Genomic DNA, 18342 nt, shown 5'->3' with positions numbered 1-18342 from the left:
CAACTTTAGGAGGGTTAAATACTTTCTCATAACCTGTTATGGTTAGTTAGCTCATTCATTTTACGGTAGTTCTTTTTATGTATAAAATTTTGGTTGCAGATGATCATCCGCTTTTTCGAGATGCAATCGTTAATATTATAGGCATAAAATTCCCTGGTTCTACTACCTATGAAACGGAAGATGTTGACTCGACATTAGCGTTTGTTAAAGAAAATGATGACATTGATTTAATACTTTTAGACTTGAATATGCCTGGCATGTCGAGTCTTAATGGTTTGTTAGATATTCGTAACGAATGCCCAACAACACCAGTTGTAATAGTATCGGCAGAACAAGAAAAGCAGAAAATATTACAAACTATTTCTTATGGTGCTGTGGGTTTTATTTCTAAGTCGTCTTCAAAAGATGTTATTGGCGAAGCGATAGAAAGTGTGTTTCAAGGTAACGTATATTTACCGTCAGATATTATGCGCTCGCAAGTCAACGACACTAGCACTAAAAAAGAATTTCAAGTCGCTCCAGAGAATATTTCCTTACTGACTCGTCGCGAATTAATTGTGTTAAAGCATTTAACTAAAGGCGAAGCTAATAAGCAAATTGGTTTTAATTTACATATTTCTGAAACCACGGTTAAGTCGCATGTTTCCTCTATTTTGAAAAAATTGGGGGCGTCTAATCGCGTTAAAGTGGTATTGGGCTGTAGCGATGTCGATTTTAATCAATATTTAAAACGTTAAATTAGTCGTTAACGAATAATTTAACGGCTAAAGACGAAAATTTTTATCGATGAATACTGACAAAAAAGCCCGTTTAGCTTTGTAAGCTGAACGGGCTTTTTTACGACCTGTTTTAACTATCGTTCTTTGCTATAAGACTTGCTCAGCATCTAGTATTGCACAGTATTGTGGTTAAGCTGTTTTTCTCGTCGCTGAGTCAGACTAATTATGGCTATTTTCTAACTGATAGAAAGTGGCTTGCACAAAGTCAGTGGGAGCGCCTGAGTTGTTTTGGTTATAAACTCCCGCTTTGAAATACATATACTGATCACTTTTATCATATCCGCTGTTACTCATATCAACTGTTTGCACTACGTTAGGTTTACCTTGGCGAATAATGGTTACGCTAAGCATGTCACCCACAACATTGATTTGGTAACTGAACACTTCGTTTAACGCTATTCCGTCTTCATGGTCATCGGCATTACTCGCACGAGAGCCAATAAGGTTATACCACTGCTCTTTACCATTACCTTTTAATGGCTCATGAGCCATGTAAATAACACCTTTGCTGTTATTGGGTAACTTGCGATAATACAAGCGAACAGGTTCGTCTTTTGTTGCATGAATTTGGCCTATTATCACTCGGCCAACTTGTTTTTCATCTCCAGTGGTGGTGACATGATTAACCGCTAATGTAGCTTCTAATGTGCCATCAACACCACCGGCATTTTTTCTAGATTTTCGTTTTGCGGTACTAAACACCCAGTTGTTTTCTGTTATGCCTTTGGTTTTGACCCTTAGATCACCTTTTCTGAGCATTTCTCGCAATTCACTGCGGGTATATTTAGTGTTTTTAGAGGTTTTAGGGCCTTGTATAGGTGCGTAAAAAACCATGCCGCCATCGTCTGCCGTATAAAAATAAGGTTTAATTGACAAGCCTTTCGCAAGGTATGACTCCGGTACATTATCGGCAATATCATCTTTGTTGGTATCGACTGGTAAGCTAATGCTCCAATCAGTTAAGTCAAAATTATCAGCCGGTCTGGCATCAGCATCGAGAGATATAATCTCGTTTCGACTGTTTTTTATCTCTGCTGCTTGCAGGTGATTTTGTCCGCTTACGGCTAAAATTAATGTAATGCTCAATAGTGTTTTAATGGAAGATAGCATTGTGTTTACCTTTTTAATTTTGGGGATAGTACCATTTGAAATAACGTTATATTCTCAAGTTTCTTTAAACGTTTAACATAATCATCACAAAAAAATAGCGCTATAATTAGCGCTATTTCATTAAGTTTGAATATTGCTATTTCAACTTGTAAGTTACTTATAATCTATCGGCAACTACGGCTTCGTTTGTAGAACTGTTGTAAGGCGAAGCAGGGTTGTCAGTATCAAGAGAGCCACCTACAGCATAACTTGTACTTTCAAAATCGTCTGAAAATACTTCTGTTGTGCCTTCTAAGTCAGAATATAGTTTAATGTCGTCAATATAGAATGCTGTGGCTACGGTTGCATCATTGTCGCCAATTCTGAAAACCAAGTACTGAACACCGTCCATAATAGTTTCAAAGTGAGTACCTAAACTGCCATCTGTTTTTCCACTGTCATAAGTTGGGAAAGCATCGGTTGAAACAGGCGTACCATTAATTGATAAGGTAATGAGTGGTGCTACAGTAGCACTTGCGTTGCTAGCATCCCAGGTAATATCTATATCAACCCATTCGTCACCTGTGAATGTTGCATCGGTATCAACTGTGCCTTCTTGGCCACGTATTACATAGTTACCTTCTTTCACTCTTAATTCGACGAGTTCATAACCTGTGCTAACTTTACTACCAAAGATGCCAATATAAGCATCTTTAAAGTCGGTATCTGAATCGTTAGGGTTATTGTTTACGGCATTTGCTTCTTTTCTAAATGATACGCTAAGTTTACCAACATCTAACGATGCAATACTTTCATCGCTCAGTTTAAATCTAAGCTCACCTGTATCGGTAGAGCCATCGCCAATACCTACACCCATGGTGTCTGTAATTTTAGCTATTTGTAAATTATCTTCAGATGGTTCTGTTGGCGGATCAACAGGTGGGTTAGCAGGCTCGTCAACATCAGCGCCTTCTCTGGTTACTTCAGCAACAATAGCTTCATTAGTTGAGCTGTTATAAGGCGATGCACTGTTGTCTGTATCAAGTGAGTCATCAACTGCAAAGCTTTCAAAGTTATCAGTAAATACTTCTACCGTGCCAGCAACGTCAGAAAACAGTTGAATATCGTCGAGGTAAAATGCTGTAGCAACGGTTGCGTCATTGTCACCTAATCTGAATGTCATGTATTGAACACCATCCATAATGGTTTCAAAATGAGTACCTAAACTGCCATCTGTTTTTCCACTATCGTAGGTTGGGAAGGCATCGGCTGAAACAGGTGTGCCATTGATAGAAAGAGTAATTAATGGTGCAACTGAAGCACTGGCATTTGTAGCGTCCCAAGTAATATCAATATCAACCCATTCTTCACCTGTGAAAGTGGCATCAGTGTCAACCGTACCTTCTTGGCCACGAATGACATAATTACCTTCTTTAACTCTTAGCTCAACAAGCTCATAACCCGTACTCACTTTACTACCGAATATACCAATGTAGGCATCTTTAAAGTCGGTATCAGTGTCATTAGGGTTGTTGTTAACTGCGTTAGCTTCTTTTCTAAATGATAAGCTCAACTTACCAGCTACTAGCGGGTCAATACTTTCATCGCTAAGCTTAAATCTAAGTTCACCGGTATCTTTAGAGCCATCGCCAATACCTACACCCATAGTGTCAGTGATTTTGGCTACTTGGCTGGTTACAACATCAGCAGGTTTTACAATAACTGGTGCCGTTGGGTCAGATAGGGTGTCTTCTGGGAAGTCATCATTATCGGTATAGGTTGCAGAAACAGTAATTGTTTTAGTTAATTCTGCCTCAGTTAATGTATAGCTTGCACTTGTAGCATCAGCGATTGCAACACCATCAGCCATCCAAACATAAACGATAGGTGTATCGCCAGCGCCATTTTCGTCGGTAATTACAGCGGTAAGTTCAAAGTCTACATAGGCATCGCCTGTTATAGCTACACTACCAGCGCTTGGTACTGCTGGAATCTCAATCACATCAGTTTCAGCTGAAATCGCTTTTTCTGCATAGCCATCGTTATCTGTGTAGTTAACGATAAGTGAAATCATAGAGCCAACATCAGCATCTGTAAGGAGGTATGTACTCGAAGTAGAACCTGAAAGCACTTTGTTATCAGCAACCCAAGTGTAGGTTACGTCTGCTGCGTCAAATCCATTACCATCGCTAATGGTTGATGTTAACGTTACTCCAGTTGTTGCGTCTCCAGATAGGTCAACATAGCCAATAGCGTTTCCGGTTGAACCTGTTACGCTCTCATGGTTACAGCCACTCAATGCTAATATACTGGCTATAGTTATTACCAATTTCTTTTTCATCTTAGTTATTCCCCAACGAATATTATTATATTTTTAATAGCTCTTTAAACAGTAAATACCTAAAAGTATATTTAATCTACAAGCTTTACTGTTACTGATACTTGCAATAACTTACCAATCTGTCAACCAATTAATGGTTTTATTGCTATTTGTTTTGAATGCTTTGTTGGTTTTGGTAAAGCATTAAGGCCATGTTAATTACCTTAAACCCGCACAAACTAGTGGTTTTTAGTGAAAAAACTCACTTCTATCTGTTGTGATTTTGCTTGGTTTATTTTTAACTACTTAATAATAAATAAAACTTTAACTTTAACTTTAACTTTAACTTTAACTTTAACTTTAATGATTGAACATTAGTTTAAGTAATTTCAAAGGTAATGTTTTAGGAGTCGTTATATTAACTATTCTTCTTGGTAGCCAATATGGCTGTTTTCAATTTTATAAAAAGTTGCCTGCACATAATCTTTAACATTGCCGGTGTTATTTTGATTGTACACACCCGCTTTAAAGTACATGTATTGCCCGCTTTGGTCATAACCACTGTTGGTCATATCAACGGTTTTAGTGATATCTGCTTGACCTGGTCTTGTCACGGTGAGGGTCAATAGTCTGCCAACGACACTGATGCGATAACCAAAACGTTCATTAAGTTCAATGCCGTTTTCTGGGTTAGTTGCACTTTGTGAACGTGTACCAATTAACTCATGATAAATATCATCTCCCCCTTCAATTTCATGTGCTAAATAAATTGAGCCTTTATTATTCTGCGGTAGCTTGCGGTAATAAACACGAATAGGTTCATCATTGTTTGCATGTATTTGACCAATAATGACCCGTCCAACCTGCGAGTTATCGCCAGTTTCAGTAACATGATTTACCGCTAACTCTGCAACTAATTCGCCATCAACGCCAGCAGAAGCATCAAGGTCACTATCTGGAGCGCTTGAAAACACCCAGTTGTTTTTATTTACCCCTTGAACTTTAATGCTAGTGTTACCACGCCTTAGCATTTCTCTTAGCTCTGTGCGGGTATATTTAGTATTGGTAGAGGTTTTTGCACCCTTAATAGGTGCTCTAAAAACTAGACCACCATCGGTATTTAAAAAGAAAAATTCTGCATTAAAGTAATTATTACTTAGCGTAGCTTCATAAATACTTTGTGCTTTTGTGTTGGTGCTTTCGTTAACAGGAATGCTTAAGTACCAATCAGTCAACTCAATTGTTGTGCTTACATCTTGTTGACAACCAAATGCTTCAACTTCTACCAGATGGCTAGCACTATCGATATTATTGCCTTTTGGCACTATTTTTATATAACGAGCTGTGTGTTCTGAAATTTCAACAAATTGACTACGCGTTGATTGCGCATTGGTTATTTGATCAGACATTACTGGTGTCCATGATGCATTATCTTTAGACACTTCAACATCATAGTTATAACTTCTTTGATCGTTATTAAACCAAGTTAACGATACGCCTTTTAATAGGGCGGGTTCATCTAATGTTAAAACGAGGTGTTGTTCACTTTCAAGTGTTGACCAACGCGACTGAGCTATAAAATTACTATCAATGGCATTACTTGCTACATAGTCTGTCAGTTCATTTGTGGCAATAGCCTCATTTAAATTAAGTTTTGCTAAACCTGAGCAGATAATATCTTGAACAGGCACTTCGATTGGTTGTTCGATAGGTTGTTCAATCACAACCACTTCCTCTGGCTTAGTTTCTGAGCTGGTAGAAGATTTACAACCAAGTATTAGAATAGGCACACATAAACATACTAGAGCATTAGATATAGACAATTTCTCACCTCAACATTAAAAAAACAAATGGTTATTACCAATTCAAATTACCAATAATCGATAATATGCAAGTTATGAATCGTAGAATGTAATACCAAGGAGGTAGGATGTAAAGTGATGGTTAAGTCAACGTTATTTAAATATGCGCTTTTTATCACTATTTATTTGATGACTATTATGGCCAGTAGAGTGGTTGATTTCTTCTACATAACGCATTAGCAGTGAAGTATAAACTTTTACAGTTAATCATATTTGCGTCGAATAAATGGCTACTTATTGATGATGATTTCTTTCGTTAATCTGCAGCGATTATTTATGTTGGTTTAAGCTGAGCGGACAAAAAAAAAGAGCAAGGCCCTGCTAAGATATAATAAAAAATTAGCATAATAGTTTAATTTTTTATTTTTAAATCAGCTGTAGGTACAACAGTTCGAAATATGAATAATTTTTTAGGTTAGTCGTGTTTTCAACAGCCTGGCTGATGAGAATATAAAGGATAATTTACAGTTTATTATAAAAAATAATTTTTTTGCACCATTGTGGGGCGGGCGCTTCAATATGATGCATTAGATCTATAATTAATATTTATAGTTGTTATTGATGCTATTTAAGTTATTGAATTATTAGGGTTATTAGTTTCTATTGAAATGTGTGTTTCATGAGTTAACTGGTCTGTAATGTGCATGCAATAAACTAGATATATTTTTTTGCTGATGTAAATATCAGGTTAGTTTTAAGGGATCAAATGGACTCCATACTTGTTATTATTGCTATATCGTTAGCGCTTGCTAGCGTAATAAATATAGTGTTAACCAAATTTTCAATTTCACATATTATTGGCTACATTATTACTGGCACTATCGTCAGTAATTTTTTCGACTTTAACGGCAGTACTACACCTCACTCACTCGAGCTTATCGGCGAGTTTGGTATTGTTTTTCTTATGTTTACTATCGGTTTAGAAATGTCTTTCTCGAAACTAGGTAAAATGAAAGAACTGATATTTTTTAATGGTTTTGTGCAGGTCGCTTTTAGCTCCATCGTTATTTTTGTGATGGCATTTTATCTTTTTAATGTCGACCCTATTCCGTCTTTAATTATTGCGCTTTCATTTAGTTTGTCTTCTACAGCTATCGTTTTACCGTATCTGAAAAAATCAAAAGATATTGTTACGCCTTATGGTAAAAAGTCTGTCGCGATACTGGTTTTTCAAGACTTGGCTGTGATCCCTATTTTGTTACTCATGGGGTTCTTATCGAATAATGAATTATCAATGGCAGATATTTTATTAAAAACTTTTTTGTATGCCGGCTTAATCATTCTATTCATGTTTACTATAGGCAAGAAAATTATCGCTTGGTTACTGCATTTTTCGGCAAACGCACGCATGGAAGAGCTATTTTTAAGCTCGGTGTTTACTATTGTATTGGGCGCTTCATTGATAGCCCATGAAATGGGTTTTACCTATTCTTTAGGGGCCTTTATCGCTGGTATGATCATCGCCGAAACTAAATTTCATATAAAAGTTGAGTCAGATATAGCTTCCTATAAAGACTTATTATTAGGTGCGTTTTTCTTTGCTATAGGCACAAAAATTGATGTTTTATACTTTATCAGTAACCTGCACTGGGTATTGGGTGTTTTAGCGCTGGTTATGCTGATTAAGGCCGTGATTATTTATTTTCTGATCAGCATGAAGTCTAACAAAAGTGAGTCGATAAAATCTGCTGTAGCGCTATGCCAAGTAGGGGAGTTCTCATTCGCTATTTTTGCTATGGCAATGAACCATAAGCTACTCTCAGAAAGTTTAGGCAGTTTTCTAATATTGATCACTGTTTTGTCGATGATATTAACCCCTTTTATGGTCAGCAATATTTACAAAATAGCAGCCATTTTTGTTGTTGAGTTTTTTGAATCAGACAAAATAACACCCGTGAAAGCAAAAAATCATACCATTGTTTGTGGTTTTGCTATTTTAGGGCGAATTGTTGCTAAAGAACTGAGCAAAGAAGGTGTTAGCTTTTTAATTATTTCTGATAACTTACAACATGTATTATTAGCAAGGAAACGTGGGTATAACGCTTACTTTGGCCACTTAGATAAAACACCGGTATTAGAAGCATTAAGGGTAGAACAAAGCACGAGTGTTATTATTACAGTTAACTCTTTAATGAATAAACAAATTATTTGTGAAGCCGTACTAGGTTATTACCCGGGTGCAAAATTAGTCGTAAAGGTTAGTACTTTGGAAGAAAAAGCTGCATTAGCCGATATCAAAATAAGCTCTTTTGTTCATGCACAACAAGAAACAGCAGTGCTTTTAGTAAAGCAAAGCATGCATTAAATTATAAAGATAGATTATCTTTACATCTATGACTTGGTTTTAATATCAATTTTACTAATTTGAATACAATGAAATAGGCGGCTTCTCGAAGCTATCGATAGCGTTAATTTCTTACAGGTTAACTAATTTTGGCTATTTTATATCGCAAATAAAAATGCCTTGAATTGTACTGAATCAATTCAAGGCATTTTTTATGAGGTATTACTAATTAATGGGTTATAAAGATGCAAAACGTTTGGTATGAATATCAGTACTACCAAACAAAAATTGTATGGTAGTTAATCGTTTAAATATATGACCCACATCAAGTTCATCAGTCATGCCTATAGCACCATGCAATTGTACTGCTTCACGGCCCACTAAGTTTGCCGCTTTACCAATTCGACTTTTCGCCGCCGACAATGCTTTGGCATCTTGGCCATTATTGCTATCCATTATTAATACAGCCATTAACAGGATAGATTTAGCTTGTTGGTGCTCGATAAACATATTAACTAGTCGATGTTGCAGTGCTTGGAAAGTTCCAATAGTACGACCAAACTGTTTACGTGTTTTTGCATATTCAACTGTGCGTTCATTGGCTATTTGCATGGCACCAACGGCTTCGGCGCAAATGGCGAGTGTGGCTTTGTCGATAATATTGTTAATGACTGGCAAGGCATTGTCTTGTTCACCTAACAAGCTAAGGGTCGGGGTCTTATCAAACCATATGTCGGCGGCTTGGTGTCCGTCAACATTGGCATAACCTTCACGTTTAACACTTGGGTGATTGGCATCAACAAGGAATAAACTGATGCCATTGTTGTCATTTGTGGCACCTGAAGTGCGCGCGGCAACGATTAAAGTATCGGCATGGTTACCGTTTAACACCACAGACTTATGACCTGTAATAACAAATTCACCATTGCTTTCGCTAGCGCTACATTTCACGTTATTTAAATGATAACGGCTTTGTGGCTCAGCATAGGCAAAAGCCATTTGCAGTTCACCTGCCATTATTCTTGGTAAGTAGTCGTCTTTTTGTGCTTGATTACCCGCCAAGGCAATTAAACCACCCGACATAACAGCAGTTGCTAGAAATGGTTCAACGACCATACCTTTGCCAAACTCTTCCATGACCAGCATAAGGTCGACCATAGAACCCCCTAAACCGCCATCCTCTTCGGTAAATGGTAGCATTAACCAGCCAAGTTCGGCAAATAAGCGCCAATTTTCTTGACTATAACCTGTGTTAGTTTCGAGTATTTTTCTGCGTGTTTCAAAATCGTAATCGTTTAGAATAAATTTCGATACACTGTCTTGAATCATTTGTTGTTCGCTATTTAACGAAAAGTCCATTGTAAACTCCTAATGCTAATTTAAAGGCCTAAAACGGCTTTGCTGATAATGTTAGTTTGAATTTCGTTACTGCCACCGTAAATAGATGCTTTTCGATTATTAAAGTAACGTAATGAACTATTCGTTGCCATATCAGGACCAATGCTTTGCCCGTCAAAGTCATCATTGAATTGATCTGGAACATATGGCATTGCGTAGTACCCAGCAGCTTCCACGTACAACTCGTCTATTGCCTGAATAACTTGGGTGCCAACAATTTTTAATATTGAAGATTCTGGCCCCGGTGCTTGGCCGGTACTGATAGCTGAAAGGGTGCGTAATTCAGTATATTCCAAGGCTAATAAGTCTATTTCTACTTGCGCGACTTTTTGCGCAAAAATAGCGTCATCAATCAGTTTGTTATCTCCATCTGGAGATGTTTGAGCCAAGGCTTTTAATTGCACTAGGCGATCTTTGGAAATAGCGACTCGAGCAATACCTGTTCGTTCATGTGTTAATAGGACTTTAGCGTATGTCCAACCTTTGCCTTCCACGCCGATAAGATTTTCAGTAGGTACTCGCGCATTATCAAAATGAACTTCATTAACTTCATGTCGACCATCAATAGTAATAATGGGTGATACAGTAATTTTAGGGTCGTTCATGTTGATTAACAGGAAACTGATCGCTTCTTGATTTTTCGTGCTAGGCTCTCCTGTTCTAACTAAGCAGAATATCCAGTCAGCATGTTGCCCAAGTGTCGTCCATGTTTTAGTGCCGTTAACAACATATTCATCGCCATCTTTTACCGCTGTTGTTCTAACCGACGCAAGATCAGAACCTGCGCCAGGTTCTGAATACCCCTGACACCACCAAACATTACTGGCTAATATATCAGGCAAAAAACGTTGTTTTTGTTCTTCATTACCAAAGGTATAAATAACAGGTGCAACCATTTTTAATCCAAAAGGGATCACATCTGGGCCACCGGCTTTAGCGCATTCATTAGCAAAAATATACTTTTGCGTTGGTGTCCAACCGGTTCCGCCGTGCTCAACAGGCCAATTAAGTGCTGACCAACCTTGTTTATGCAGTATTTGTTGCCATTCAATACATTCTTCTTTTGATAAATGTATTGAATTTTTAGTTTTTTGAGCGATATTTTTTGGCAATTTTTCTTGCAAAAATTGATGCACTTCTTGTTGAAAGTCTTTTTCTTGGTCGGTAAAGTTTAAATTCATTGTGCAAATCCTTCGTTGGTCTTAATTTATTGGATGTCTCTGATCATGTTTTTGGCAATAATCATTTGTTGAATCTGTGTTGTGCCTTCGTATAACCTAAATAATCTAACGTCACGATAAAGCCTTTCTACTGCGTATTCTGAAATATAGCCTGCACCACCATGAATTTGAACGGCTTTGTCTGCTACTCGTCCAACCATTTCTGTGGCAAATAACTTACAGCAAGAGGCTTCAGTGCTAATTTTTTTGCCTAAATCTTTTTGTCTTGCGGCATCAAGTACCATACATTTAGCGGCATAAGCTTCTGCTTTACTGTCTGCTAACATCACTTGAATCATTTGGTGCTCGGAAATGGGTTTTCCAAATTGCTTTCTGTCTATTGCATACCTTAATGCATCGTCAATTAAACGTTCAGCAATGCCGACACTTAAGGCTGAAATATGTAATCTGCCTCTGTCTAATACTTTCATTGACGTTATAAAGCCTTTTCCTTCGACACCACCAATAATATTTTTGGCCGGGACATGACAATTTTCAAAAATAACGTCACAGGTATGTGAGCCTTGCTGACCCATTTTTTTATCTTTAGCACCCAGTGTAATGCCCGGCGTAGATGCATCTACAATAAAGGCAGATATACCCTTAGCCCCTTTAATTGATAAATCAGTTCGAGCCATTACGGTAAAAGTGCCCGCTCGTGGTGCATTCGTTATAAAACGCTTGGTGCCATTAATAATATACTCATCACCATGTTTTATTGCCGTGGTTTTTACTGCCGAGGCGTCAGAGCCAACGTCTGGCTCTGTTAAGCAAAAAGATCCGATTAGTTCACCAGTAGCATATTTAGGCAAGTAGGTTCGCTTTTGTTCGTCTGTTCCGTCGAATACAATCGCTGCAGAGCCAATGCCATTGTTAGTCCCAATGAGCGAGCGAAAAGCCGGTGAAGTTCTACCTAACTCAATGGCGACAAGCGCTTCTTCCTCCATAGTCAGACCTAAGCCATCATACTCTTCAGGAATGGTCATACCAAACAAGCCCATAGCTTTCATTTCTTGCACAATATCATCGGGTATAGCGTCATTTTCAGCTACTTCATTTTCCGCAGGGACTAAACGCTCTCTAACAAATTTTGAAATACTGTTGAGAAATTGATCCAACATTTCTTTATCTCGAATCATTAATAACCACCTACATAAAATCTTTATATTCCGCACAGTGGAACACATGGTTAATATAATATCAAGATGTAATTATAACTAATACCTCGATACTCACTGAATAAAGAATAAACGCAGATTTATTTTTTACTCCAAATAAACTTTGTTGATGTTTAGTTAAAACTCAATTAGTGGAACGATTGGTTAAATAAAGTACTTGCATATTCCGCTAGGCAGAACTAGTATCAGTTGGATTTATTTATTAGTGTGCGAATTTATTGTTACTTTACAACCAAAATACTGGCGGAGATTTATCGCAGTTTACAGAATAATTAAAGGTTATTGGGCAGTTATCAAATAGCCGTTAATTGAAAATATTAAAACCATAATAAAACAAAGTGAATAACGGGGAAGCAGATGAAAAATACCAGATTAAAACAAAACGCCATAACAATCGCCATTAGTGCAGTGCTTGGGTTGATGGGCAGCAGTACTTTATATGCCGAAGAAGTAAAAAATACAAATGCAAAAGATATTGAAAAAATTCAAATTATTGGTTCTCATTTAAAAGGCTCAGCACTTGAAACTTCAGCACCTGTACAAACCATTAGCAGAGCTGATTTAGAAAAAATAGGTTCTCCATCAATTGTTGAAATGACACAAAAATTGTCAATTAGCTCTGGTATTCAAGGTAACTCCAATCAATACGGCTCTAACGGCACAGAAGGTACTTCCAACATCAACTTGAGAGGATTAGGGGCAGGTCGAACATTAGTGTTAATTAATGGTAAAAGACATACATTCAATCCCTACTCTATTGTTGACCAACAAATGCTTTATGTTAACACTCAAGACATACCATCAATGGCAGTTAAACGTGTAGACATGTTAAAAGAAGGTGCAGCGGCGATATATGGTTCTGATGCCATTGCAGGTGTCGTTAACTTTACAACCCGAGGTGATTTTGAAGGTTTAGAGATAAAAGCTGACTATAAAAATTTGCAAGATAGTGATGGCGACTATGGTTTAGGTTTAATCTATGGGCTGGGCAATGATGATACTCACTGGGTAACTTCTGTAAGCTATGATAAAACCAATACCATAAGCACAGCGGATAAAGATTGGGCGGTACAAGATTTTGCCACTAATCCACAAGGTGGCTGGTCATCAATTGGTAATCCACCATCGATATTTAATGCGGCTTGGCTGGGTGATAATGCACAACCTAAATATTTATTAGACCCGGGTTGTGAATTATTAGGCGGAACGAAAGCGGGTTTATGTCGATTTCAATATACGCCATTCTCAGCGTTAAATGATGGTGATACTCACTTAAAAGTTTTTAGTGAATTAAATCATGATTTTAAAAATGACGTTAATCTACATGTTGAAGTGTTGTATTCAGAAACTGAAGTACCAACCACTTATGGCTCTCCGTCTTATCCACCACAAAAATTAGTTGATTTTTCAGACCGCTATGTACCAACCTATCATCCGGCATGGCAAGACTTAGTCGCAAGCAATCCAGAATTTGCTAGTGCGCCTCATCCGTCGTTAAACCGTGTTGCTTATATTGGTCGAACTGTAGGTGTTACAGGGCCGTCAAGTGAAGGTGGTTTAGATTATAAAACTTATAGAATTGCAGCTGACCTTGAAGGCAAATTTGATAATGGCTATAACTGGGAAACAGGTTTTGCTTATTCAAATTCCAAACTTGATTATCGCAGCAATCCCGATACCTTAATCGTACCATTGAAAAATGCCTTACTTGGTTATGGTGGCGATAATTGTGATATGGAAGCGGGTGTGCCAGGTGCAAACGGCTGTTTGTATTTTAATCCATTCTCGAACGGCATTGAAACATCGGCTTCTAATGGCGCGACTAATCCAAACTATAAAGCTGAACTAGCTAACACGCAAGAGGTGTTAGATTATGTTTCTGGAACAAGAACTTCACAAAAAGAAACTGAATTACTTGTGCTTGATGGCTTACTGTCAGGTGACTTAGATATTGAATTAGATGGTGGTATTGTTGAGTTTGCTGTTGGCGCTCAATATCGTTATGAGTCTTTTTCAAATGAAGTTAATGACCTTGGGAATTTAGCGATAAACCCATGTCCAGTCCTTGGAGCAACCGATTGTGCAAACCCAACGGGTGTTTTTCATTTTCGTAGTGGTGAGCTAAATCAAGATTCATCACAAAGTATTTATGCTTTATTTAGTGAATTAGCCTTACCCGTAACAGATGATTTAAAAATGCAAATTGCTTTACGCTATGAAGATTATGGCGGAGAAGTTGGTGATACTTTAGATCCAAAAGTATCAGCGCAATATACCATTAATGATAACTTCTCATTACGAGGCTCTGCCAGTACGACCTTTAGAGGACCAACACTTAACCAACTAGAAGGTAGTAATACAACGCTTTCTTATGTTGGGGCTCCTGCCGCTTTTAAAGCGGTTGATACCCAAGGTAATGATGCCTTAGCACCTGAGTCTGCTGTTGCACTAAACTTTGGTGTAATTGGTGAATTTTGGGGTGATCGCTTGTTCGCAACCGTTGATTTTTGGTCATTTGATCTCAGTGACCCAATCATTGTTGAAAACTATAATGCAGTATTAGCTGCAGCAGTTGCCGGTAAACAACCTTATGTTGATCAAGTGCAATGGACAGAGCCAGGTAACGCAAATACAGTTGAACGTATTGAAACTAAAATAATCAATGGCGCTGATGTTAAAACAAGTGGTATTGATGTTCAATTACGCTTAAATGTTACCGATTATTGGACCTTGGACATGAATGGAACGTATACCGCCGAATATAAAGTGGCTGGTGATGATTTATCAGAAGCGTTTGACGCAGCTGGTTTCCTAAATAATACTAACTCTAATCGTCCAATACCCAAGTATAAAGCGACCATGATCAATAGCTTCGATTTCGATAATCACAATATTAGCTTATCTGCTTATTATGTGAGTGATTATAAAGATGAGCGAGATTCGTTATTTACTACTAACACTCGAGGTCAAGTCATTGATAGCCAAGTACAGCTTGATTTAAGCTATAACTATATCTTTAATGAAGACCAAACTAAGGTTAATTTAACGGTAAGTAATTTAACGGATGAAGAGCCTCCTTTTGCTCGTTTAGATTTAAACTATGACCCATTTACACATAATCCTTTAGGTCGTACATTTAAAATAAGTGTTGTGCATAAATTTGGTGAATAATCATTAAAATGAGAAAACAAAGTTAAGTCATACGCTAATGCTGACAAGGTATTAATGCTGGTTTTGTTGACTGATGAGTTCAAAATCCGATGGCTAAAATCATCGGATTTTTTATGTACGGGAAGTACGAAATGCCCCGGACACAGAAACGTGTAGAAGAAAAATAGGCCTTTTATGGCGTTGTTCAGCAAATTATATAAAAATAAATAAGGGTTAATATGTTTAGTAAACTTAAATTACTTTTAGTTTTATCTCTATCTCTAAGCGTTTGTGTATCGGTATTTTCAGCACCGCTAACATTAACCAGTCAGGATATTAAACAGGGTGAATTTATGTCAAAGGTACATGAATTCAATGGCTATAATTGTTCAGGAGGAGACTTGTCGCCACACCTTAAATGGTCCGACGCACCTAAAGGCACCAAAAGCTTTGCCATTACAGCTTATGATCCCGATACGTATTCAGGCAGTGGTTGGTGGCATTGGCAGGTAATAAACATACCAATAACCGTGATGGAAATACCAACCGGCGCGGGAAGTAATAAAAATAGTAGTACACCAATCGGAAGTACTCAAATAGAAAATGATTTCAGTATCCCAGCTTTTAGTGGCGCTTGCCCCCTAAAGGTGATGGTTTGCATCACTATCGTTTTACCATTCATGCGTTGTCAGTTGAAAAGATTGAATTACCCAAGAACGCTTCTGGCGCATTAGCTGGATACATGATAAATCTACACACGATAGAATCAAGTACGATTGAGTCTTTGTACAAGCGCGATTAGCCTGAATATTTAAAGTGTGACTACATAAGTTTGCAGGTTTTAGACTTACTTCGCATATTCAATCTATGGGCAGCTCTTTAGCTGTAAATGATACTTGCGTATTTGCAGTAAAAACTTAGCACGAAGAGATGAAAATAGATGATTTTTGATGTTTCAATACTAGAAAACCAAGAAAAATATCGCCTCTTAAATGGAGGGGTAACTCCTAGGCCCATCGCATGGATCAGTACCCGTTCACACGATGATATTGATAATTTAGCACCTTATTCATTTTTCACGGTGGCAAGTTGTAATCCTCCTGTGTTGCTTTATACACAAGTAACACCCAGAAGTGGCATTGATAAAGATACCTTACAAAATTTAATTGAAACGGGGGAATGTGTCGTCAATATTGTTAACTCCGCTTTATTAGAAAAAATGAACCAAACCAGTGCAAGCCTGACGAATGATGAAAGTGAATTCGATTTCGCAGACGTTGAAAGTTGCGCAAGTTATAAAGTGCAACCTCGTTCAGTTAAAGATGCTCCAATTCGTTACGAGTGCAGCTTAAGAGAAGTAATCCCAGTGAGTGACTTAGCGACAGGAGGCACGGTTATTCTTTTGGATGTAAAGTTTGTTTATGTGCGAGATGACTTGTACAACGACGGTAATATAGATCAAAAATTAATTGAATCGGTCGGGAAAATGGGCGGTGATTATTTCAGCTTTACGACTAACAATGTAGAGCTTAAACGCCCTTAATATTGTTAGTTTTTCTTTTGTCTTAAAACTAATAAAGCATCAAAGGTAATTCATTACAGTGAAAAGTGTAATGCATAATTTGAGCTTTACTTCGCTGTTTTTAGATACTTAAAATGGCGATATGCTTTACAAAAAATGAAAACATATCGCTATTATATAGTGCATCGAACAATTGTTCTTTTTGTTGTTATTTATTGATTACTTAATCTTTTGCCAAAAGAAATAGCATAAGCGGGTGAGCGCATTCTTAATACTGGATCTTCGCTTGGCGTAAAGCCTGCTGACATTATATTAGGATCAAAGTTAGTGTTTTTACATGCATCACCGCCACTCATGTTAACAGTGACTGTGCCAAGCGCTACTTTAGGGCGTTCATTCGGCCATTGTTGTGACGGGTCAATATCACTATCTATTGCTTCACCTAAACTTGCCATAATGGTAAAACGAACCTTGTTATCTTTAAGTTGTTGGGCAAAAGTATCTGCTAAAAACTCAGTTGGCATATTAGCAACCTCTGCTTTCTCCAGTGTATTCACGCCTAAACTTGGCTCAATATTCCAGCGAAATTTAGTTTTCTGGCCATCCGGTTGTTCAAAGTAAAATGTGTGTAGGCCAAAAAACTCAGTGTTGGCAAATGAGGCTGGTGTTTTAGCCGTTTTATTCCACATTACGTTAGCTTGAACGCTTGGATTATTCTCAATAAATGCCATTGTTTTTGCTGGATCAGCTTTACCATTTTCGTCAGGCAGTAGCGTAGACAAAAAACCATAGAAGACTTCTGGGCTTTTGCCAGCAAACACAGGGAAGTTGTTGCCTGTAAAAGTATGAAAAGTGCCATTAGGTAACTTAATTTGCATGCCCATACCACGAGTGCCGGGGGCTTTTTCATCACTATTTGGGTTAGCGCCACCGACAGAAAATCGCATAGATACTGGCAGTTCACCGTTCGATAGCAGGGCTGAACCTGTGAAGTGCTTATTAGGCGCTGGCACAAAAGTGCCTGATGCACACAAACCCCTGGCATGTGCCTTTCTATAGCCTGGATGCTTACCACCGAGCTTTTCGAACATTTCAACTAAATCATTTGCTTGAATTTCTTTTTCACTTGCTACTGCATTTGAAGTGGCAGCAGCACTTGCGATTATAAAAAAAGCACTGATACTTGTGGTGATGAGGTTATGTTTCATTGGTGTTCCTTAGTATTATTAGATGTTACATGTTAGTTAAAAATACGAAAAAATTTAATGCTAAGATCATAATGTTATCAACAAAAACAACAATAGCTATTGAATAGATTACTGATAGAGACCGAGTTGACTGCGCTTTCCTTGCATACGTAAAATTATTGCATATTTCCCTCAGTCACTTCTCACATAAGTCATTGGCACCTAGGTCATTTTCCATCTCGGTCATTTTTTAGATTAACGGGTGTTTAATATATTTAATTTCTGATAGTTATGATGAATTAAGAATGTTTAATTATCATTATAAACTTCGCTGTAAACTGTTAGCAAATGGC

At 37.6% G+C, this 18342-nt stretch carries 11 protein-coding genes and 1 pseudogene; 5 read left to right on the top strand and 7 right to left on the bottom strand.

What is annotated here, in order from left to right:
* The first annotated feature begins 77 nt into the window (after positions 1 to 77).
* Positions 78 to 737, top strand: coding sequence for a response regulator transcription factor (locus tag A3Q33_RS01010; RefSeq protein ID WP_081178085.1), 660 nt, complete (start codon positions 78 to 80; stop codon positions 735 to 737).
* A gap of 201 nt (positions 738 to 938) precedes the next feature.
* Here the strand turns inward: A3Q33_RS01010 and A3Q33_RS01005 are convergent, their stop codons facing one another.
* From A3Q33_RS01005 to A3Q33_RS00995, 3 genes are all read right to left on the bottom strand, one after another.
* Complete coding sequence (locus tag A3Q33_RS01005) at positions 939 to 1889, bottom strand: polysaccharide lyase family 7 protein (protein WP_081178083.1); 951 nt, start codon at positions 1887 to 1889, stop codon at positions 939 to 941.
* A gap of 157 nt (positions 1890 to 2046) precedes the next feature.
* Positions 2047 to 4209: a hypothetical protein gene (locus A3Q33_RS01000; protein ID WP_081178082.1), complete on the bottom strand. Its 2163-nt coding sequence runs from the start codon at positions 4207 to 4209 to the stop codon at positions 2047 to 2049.
* Positions 4210 to 4610: 401 nt separating this feature from the next.
* The gene (locus A3Q33_RS00995) at positions 4611 to 6011 is read right to left on the bottom strand and encodes a polysaccharide lyase family 7 protein (protein WP_081178080.1); all 1401 of its coding nucleotides are present in this window, start codon (positions 6009 to 6011) and stop codon (positions 4611 to 4613) included.
* A 745-nt stretch (positions 6012 to 6756) separates the two neighbouring features.
* Between A3Q33_RS00995 and A3Q33_RS00990 the strand changes: the two genes are divergently transcribed.
* The gene (locus A3Q33_RS00990; RefSeq protein WP_081178078.1) at positions 6757 to 8355 is read left to right on the top strand and encodes a cation:proton antiporter domain-containing protein; all 1599 of its coding nucleotides are present in this window, start codon (positions 6757 to 6759) and stop codon (positions 8353 to 8355) included.
* 216 nt (positions 8356 to 8571) lie between these two features.
* On the opposite strand, the gene A3Q33_RS00985 is transcribed toward A3Q33_RS00990, so the two are convergent.
* The 3 genes from A3Q33_RS00985 to A3Q33_RS00975 are packed head-to-tail and all read right to left on the bottom strand — an operon-like array spanning position 8572 to position 12091.
* Entirely contained in the window at positions 8572 to 9693 is a 1122-nt protein-coding gene (locus tag A3Q33_RS00985; RefSeq protein WP_081178076.1) for an acyl-CoA dehydrogenase family protein, read from the bottom strand.
* Between the two features lie 20 nt (positions 9694 to 9713).
* Positions 9714 to 10913, bottom strand: a complete 1200-nt coding sequence (locus A3Q33_RS00980; protein WP_081178074.1) for an acyl-CoA dehydrogenase family protein — start codon at positions 10911 to 10913, stop codon at positions 9714 to 9716.
* Positions 10914 to 10939: 26 nt separating this feature from the next.
* The gene (locus A3Q33_RS00975; RefSeq protein ID WP_081178072.1) at positions 10940 to 12091 is read right to left on the bottom strand and encodes an acyl-CoA dehydrogenase family protein; all 1152 of its coding nucleotides are present in this window, start codon (positions 12089 to 12091) and stop codon (positions 10940 to 10942) included.
* A gap of 396 nt (positions 12092 to 12487) precedes the next feature.
* On the opposite strand from A3Q33_RS00975, the gene A3Q33_RS00970 reads away from it, so the two are divergent.
* The 3 genes and pseudogenes from A3Q33_RS00970 (at position 12488) to A3Q33_RS00960 (ending at position 16823) form a co-directional block, all read left to right on the top strand.
* Positions 12488 to 15301: a TonB-dependent receptor domain-containing protein gene (locus A3Q33_RS00970; RefSeq protein ID WP_081178070.1), complete on the top strand. Its 2814-nt coding sequence runs from the start codon at positions 12488 to 12490 to the stop codon at positions 15299 to 15301.
* Between the two features lie 218 nt (positions 15302 to 15519).
* Positions 15520 to 16082: pseudogene (locus A3Q33_RS00965) on the top strand (YbhB/YbcL family Raf kinase inhibitor-like protein).
* Between the two features lie 138 nt (positions 16083 to 16220).
* A complete protein-coding gene (locus A3Q33_RS00960) occupies positions 16221 to 16823 on the top strand; it encodes a flavin reductase family protein (RefSeq protein WP_081178068.1) in 603 nt (200 codons plus the stop codon).
* A gap of 191 nt (positions 16824 to 17014) precedes the next feature.
* On the opposite strand, the gene A3Q33_RS00955 is transcribed toward A3Q33_RS00960, so the two are convergent.
* Positions 17015 to 18010 (bottom strand): catalase family peroxidase, encoded by a 996-nt coding sequence (locus A3Q33_RS00955; RefSeq protein WP_081178066.1) that lies wholly within the window; start codon positions 18008 to 18010, stop codon positions 17015 to 17017.
* Positions 18011 to 18342: the final 332 nt, after the last annotated feature.

Source organism: Colwellia sp. PAMC 21821 (genome assembly GCF_002077175.1).
Taxonomy (GTDB): domain Bacteria; phylum Pseudomonadota; class Gammaproteobacteria; order Enterobacterales; family Alteromonadaceae; genus Cognaticolwellia.
Note: the sequence above shows the minus strand (reverse complement) of the source record. Positions and strands in the feature narration are given on the sequence as shown.

Excerpts from the sequence above, each read along its gene's own strand:
- A3Q33_RS01010 (WP_081178085.1), top strand. The coding sequence starts at position 78 with ATGTATAAAATTTTGGTTGCAGATGATCATCCGCTTTTTCGAGATGCA.
- A3Q33_RS01005 (WP_081178083.1), bottom strand. The coding sequence starts at position 1,889 with ATGCTATCTTCCATTAAAACACTATTGAGCATTACATTAATTTTAGCC.
- A3Q33_RS01000 (WP_081178082.1), bottom strand. The coding sequence starts at position 4,209 with ATGAAAAAGAAATTGGTAATAACTATAGCCAGTATATTAGCATTGAGT.
- A3Q33_RS00990 (WP_081178078.1), top strand. The coding sequence starts at position 6,757 with ATGGACTCCATACTTGTTATTATTGCTATATCGTTAGCGCTTGCTAGC.
- A3Q33_RS00985 (WP_081178076.1), bottom strand. The coding sequence starts at position 9,693 with ATGGACTTTTCGTTAAATAGCGAACAACAAATGATTCAAGACAGTGTA.
- A3Q33_RS00980 (WP_081178074.1), bottom strand. The coding sequence starts at position 10,913 with ATGAATTTAAACTTTACCGACCAAGAAAAAGACTTTCAACAAGAAGTG.
- A3Q33_RS00975 (WP_081178072.1), bottom strand. The coding sequence starts at position 12,091 with ATGATTCGAGATAAAGAAATGTTGGATCAATTTCTCAACAGTATTTCA.
- A3Q33_RS00970 (WP_081178070.1), top strand. The coding sequence starts at position 12,488 with ATGAAAAATACCAGATTAAAACAAAACGCCATAACAATCGCCATTAGT.
- A3Q33_RS00960 (WP_081178068.1), top strand. The coding sequence starts at position 16,221 with ATGATTTTTGATGTTTCAATACTAGAAAACCAAGAAAAATATCGCCTC.
- A3Q33_RS00955 (WP_081178066.1), bottom strand. The coding sequence starts at position 18,010 with ATGAAACATAACCTCATCACCACAAGTATCAGTGCTTTTTTTATAATC.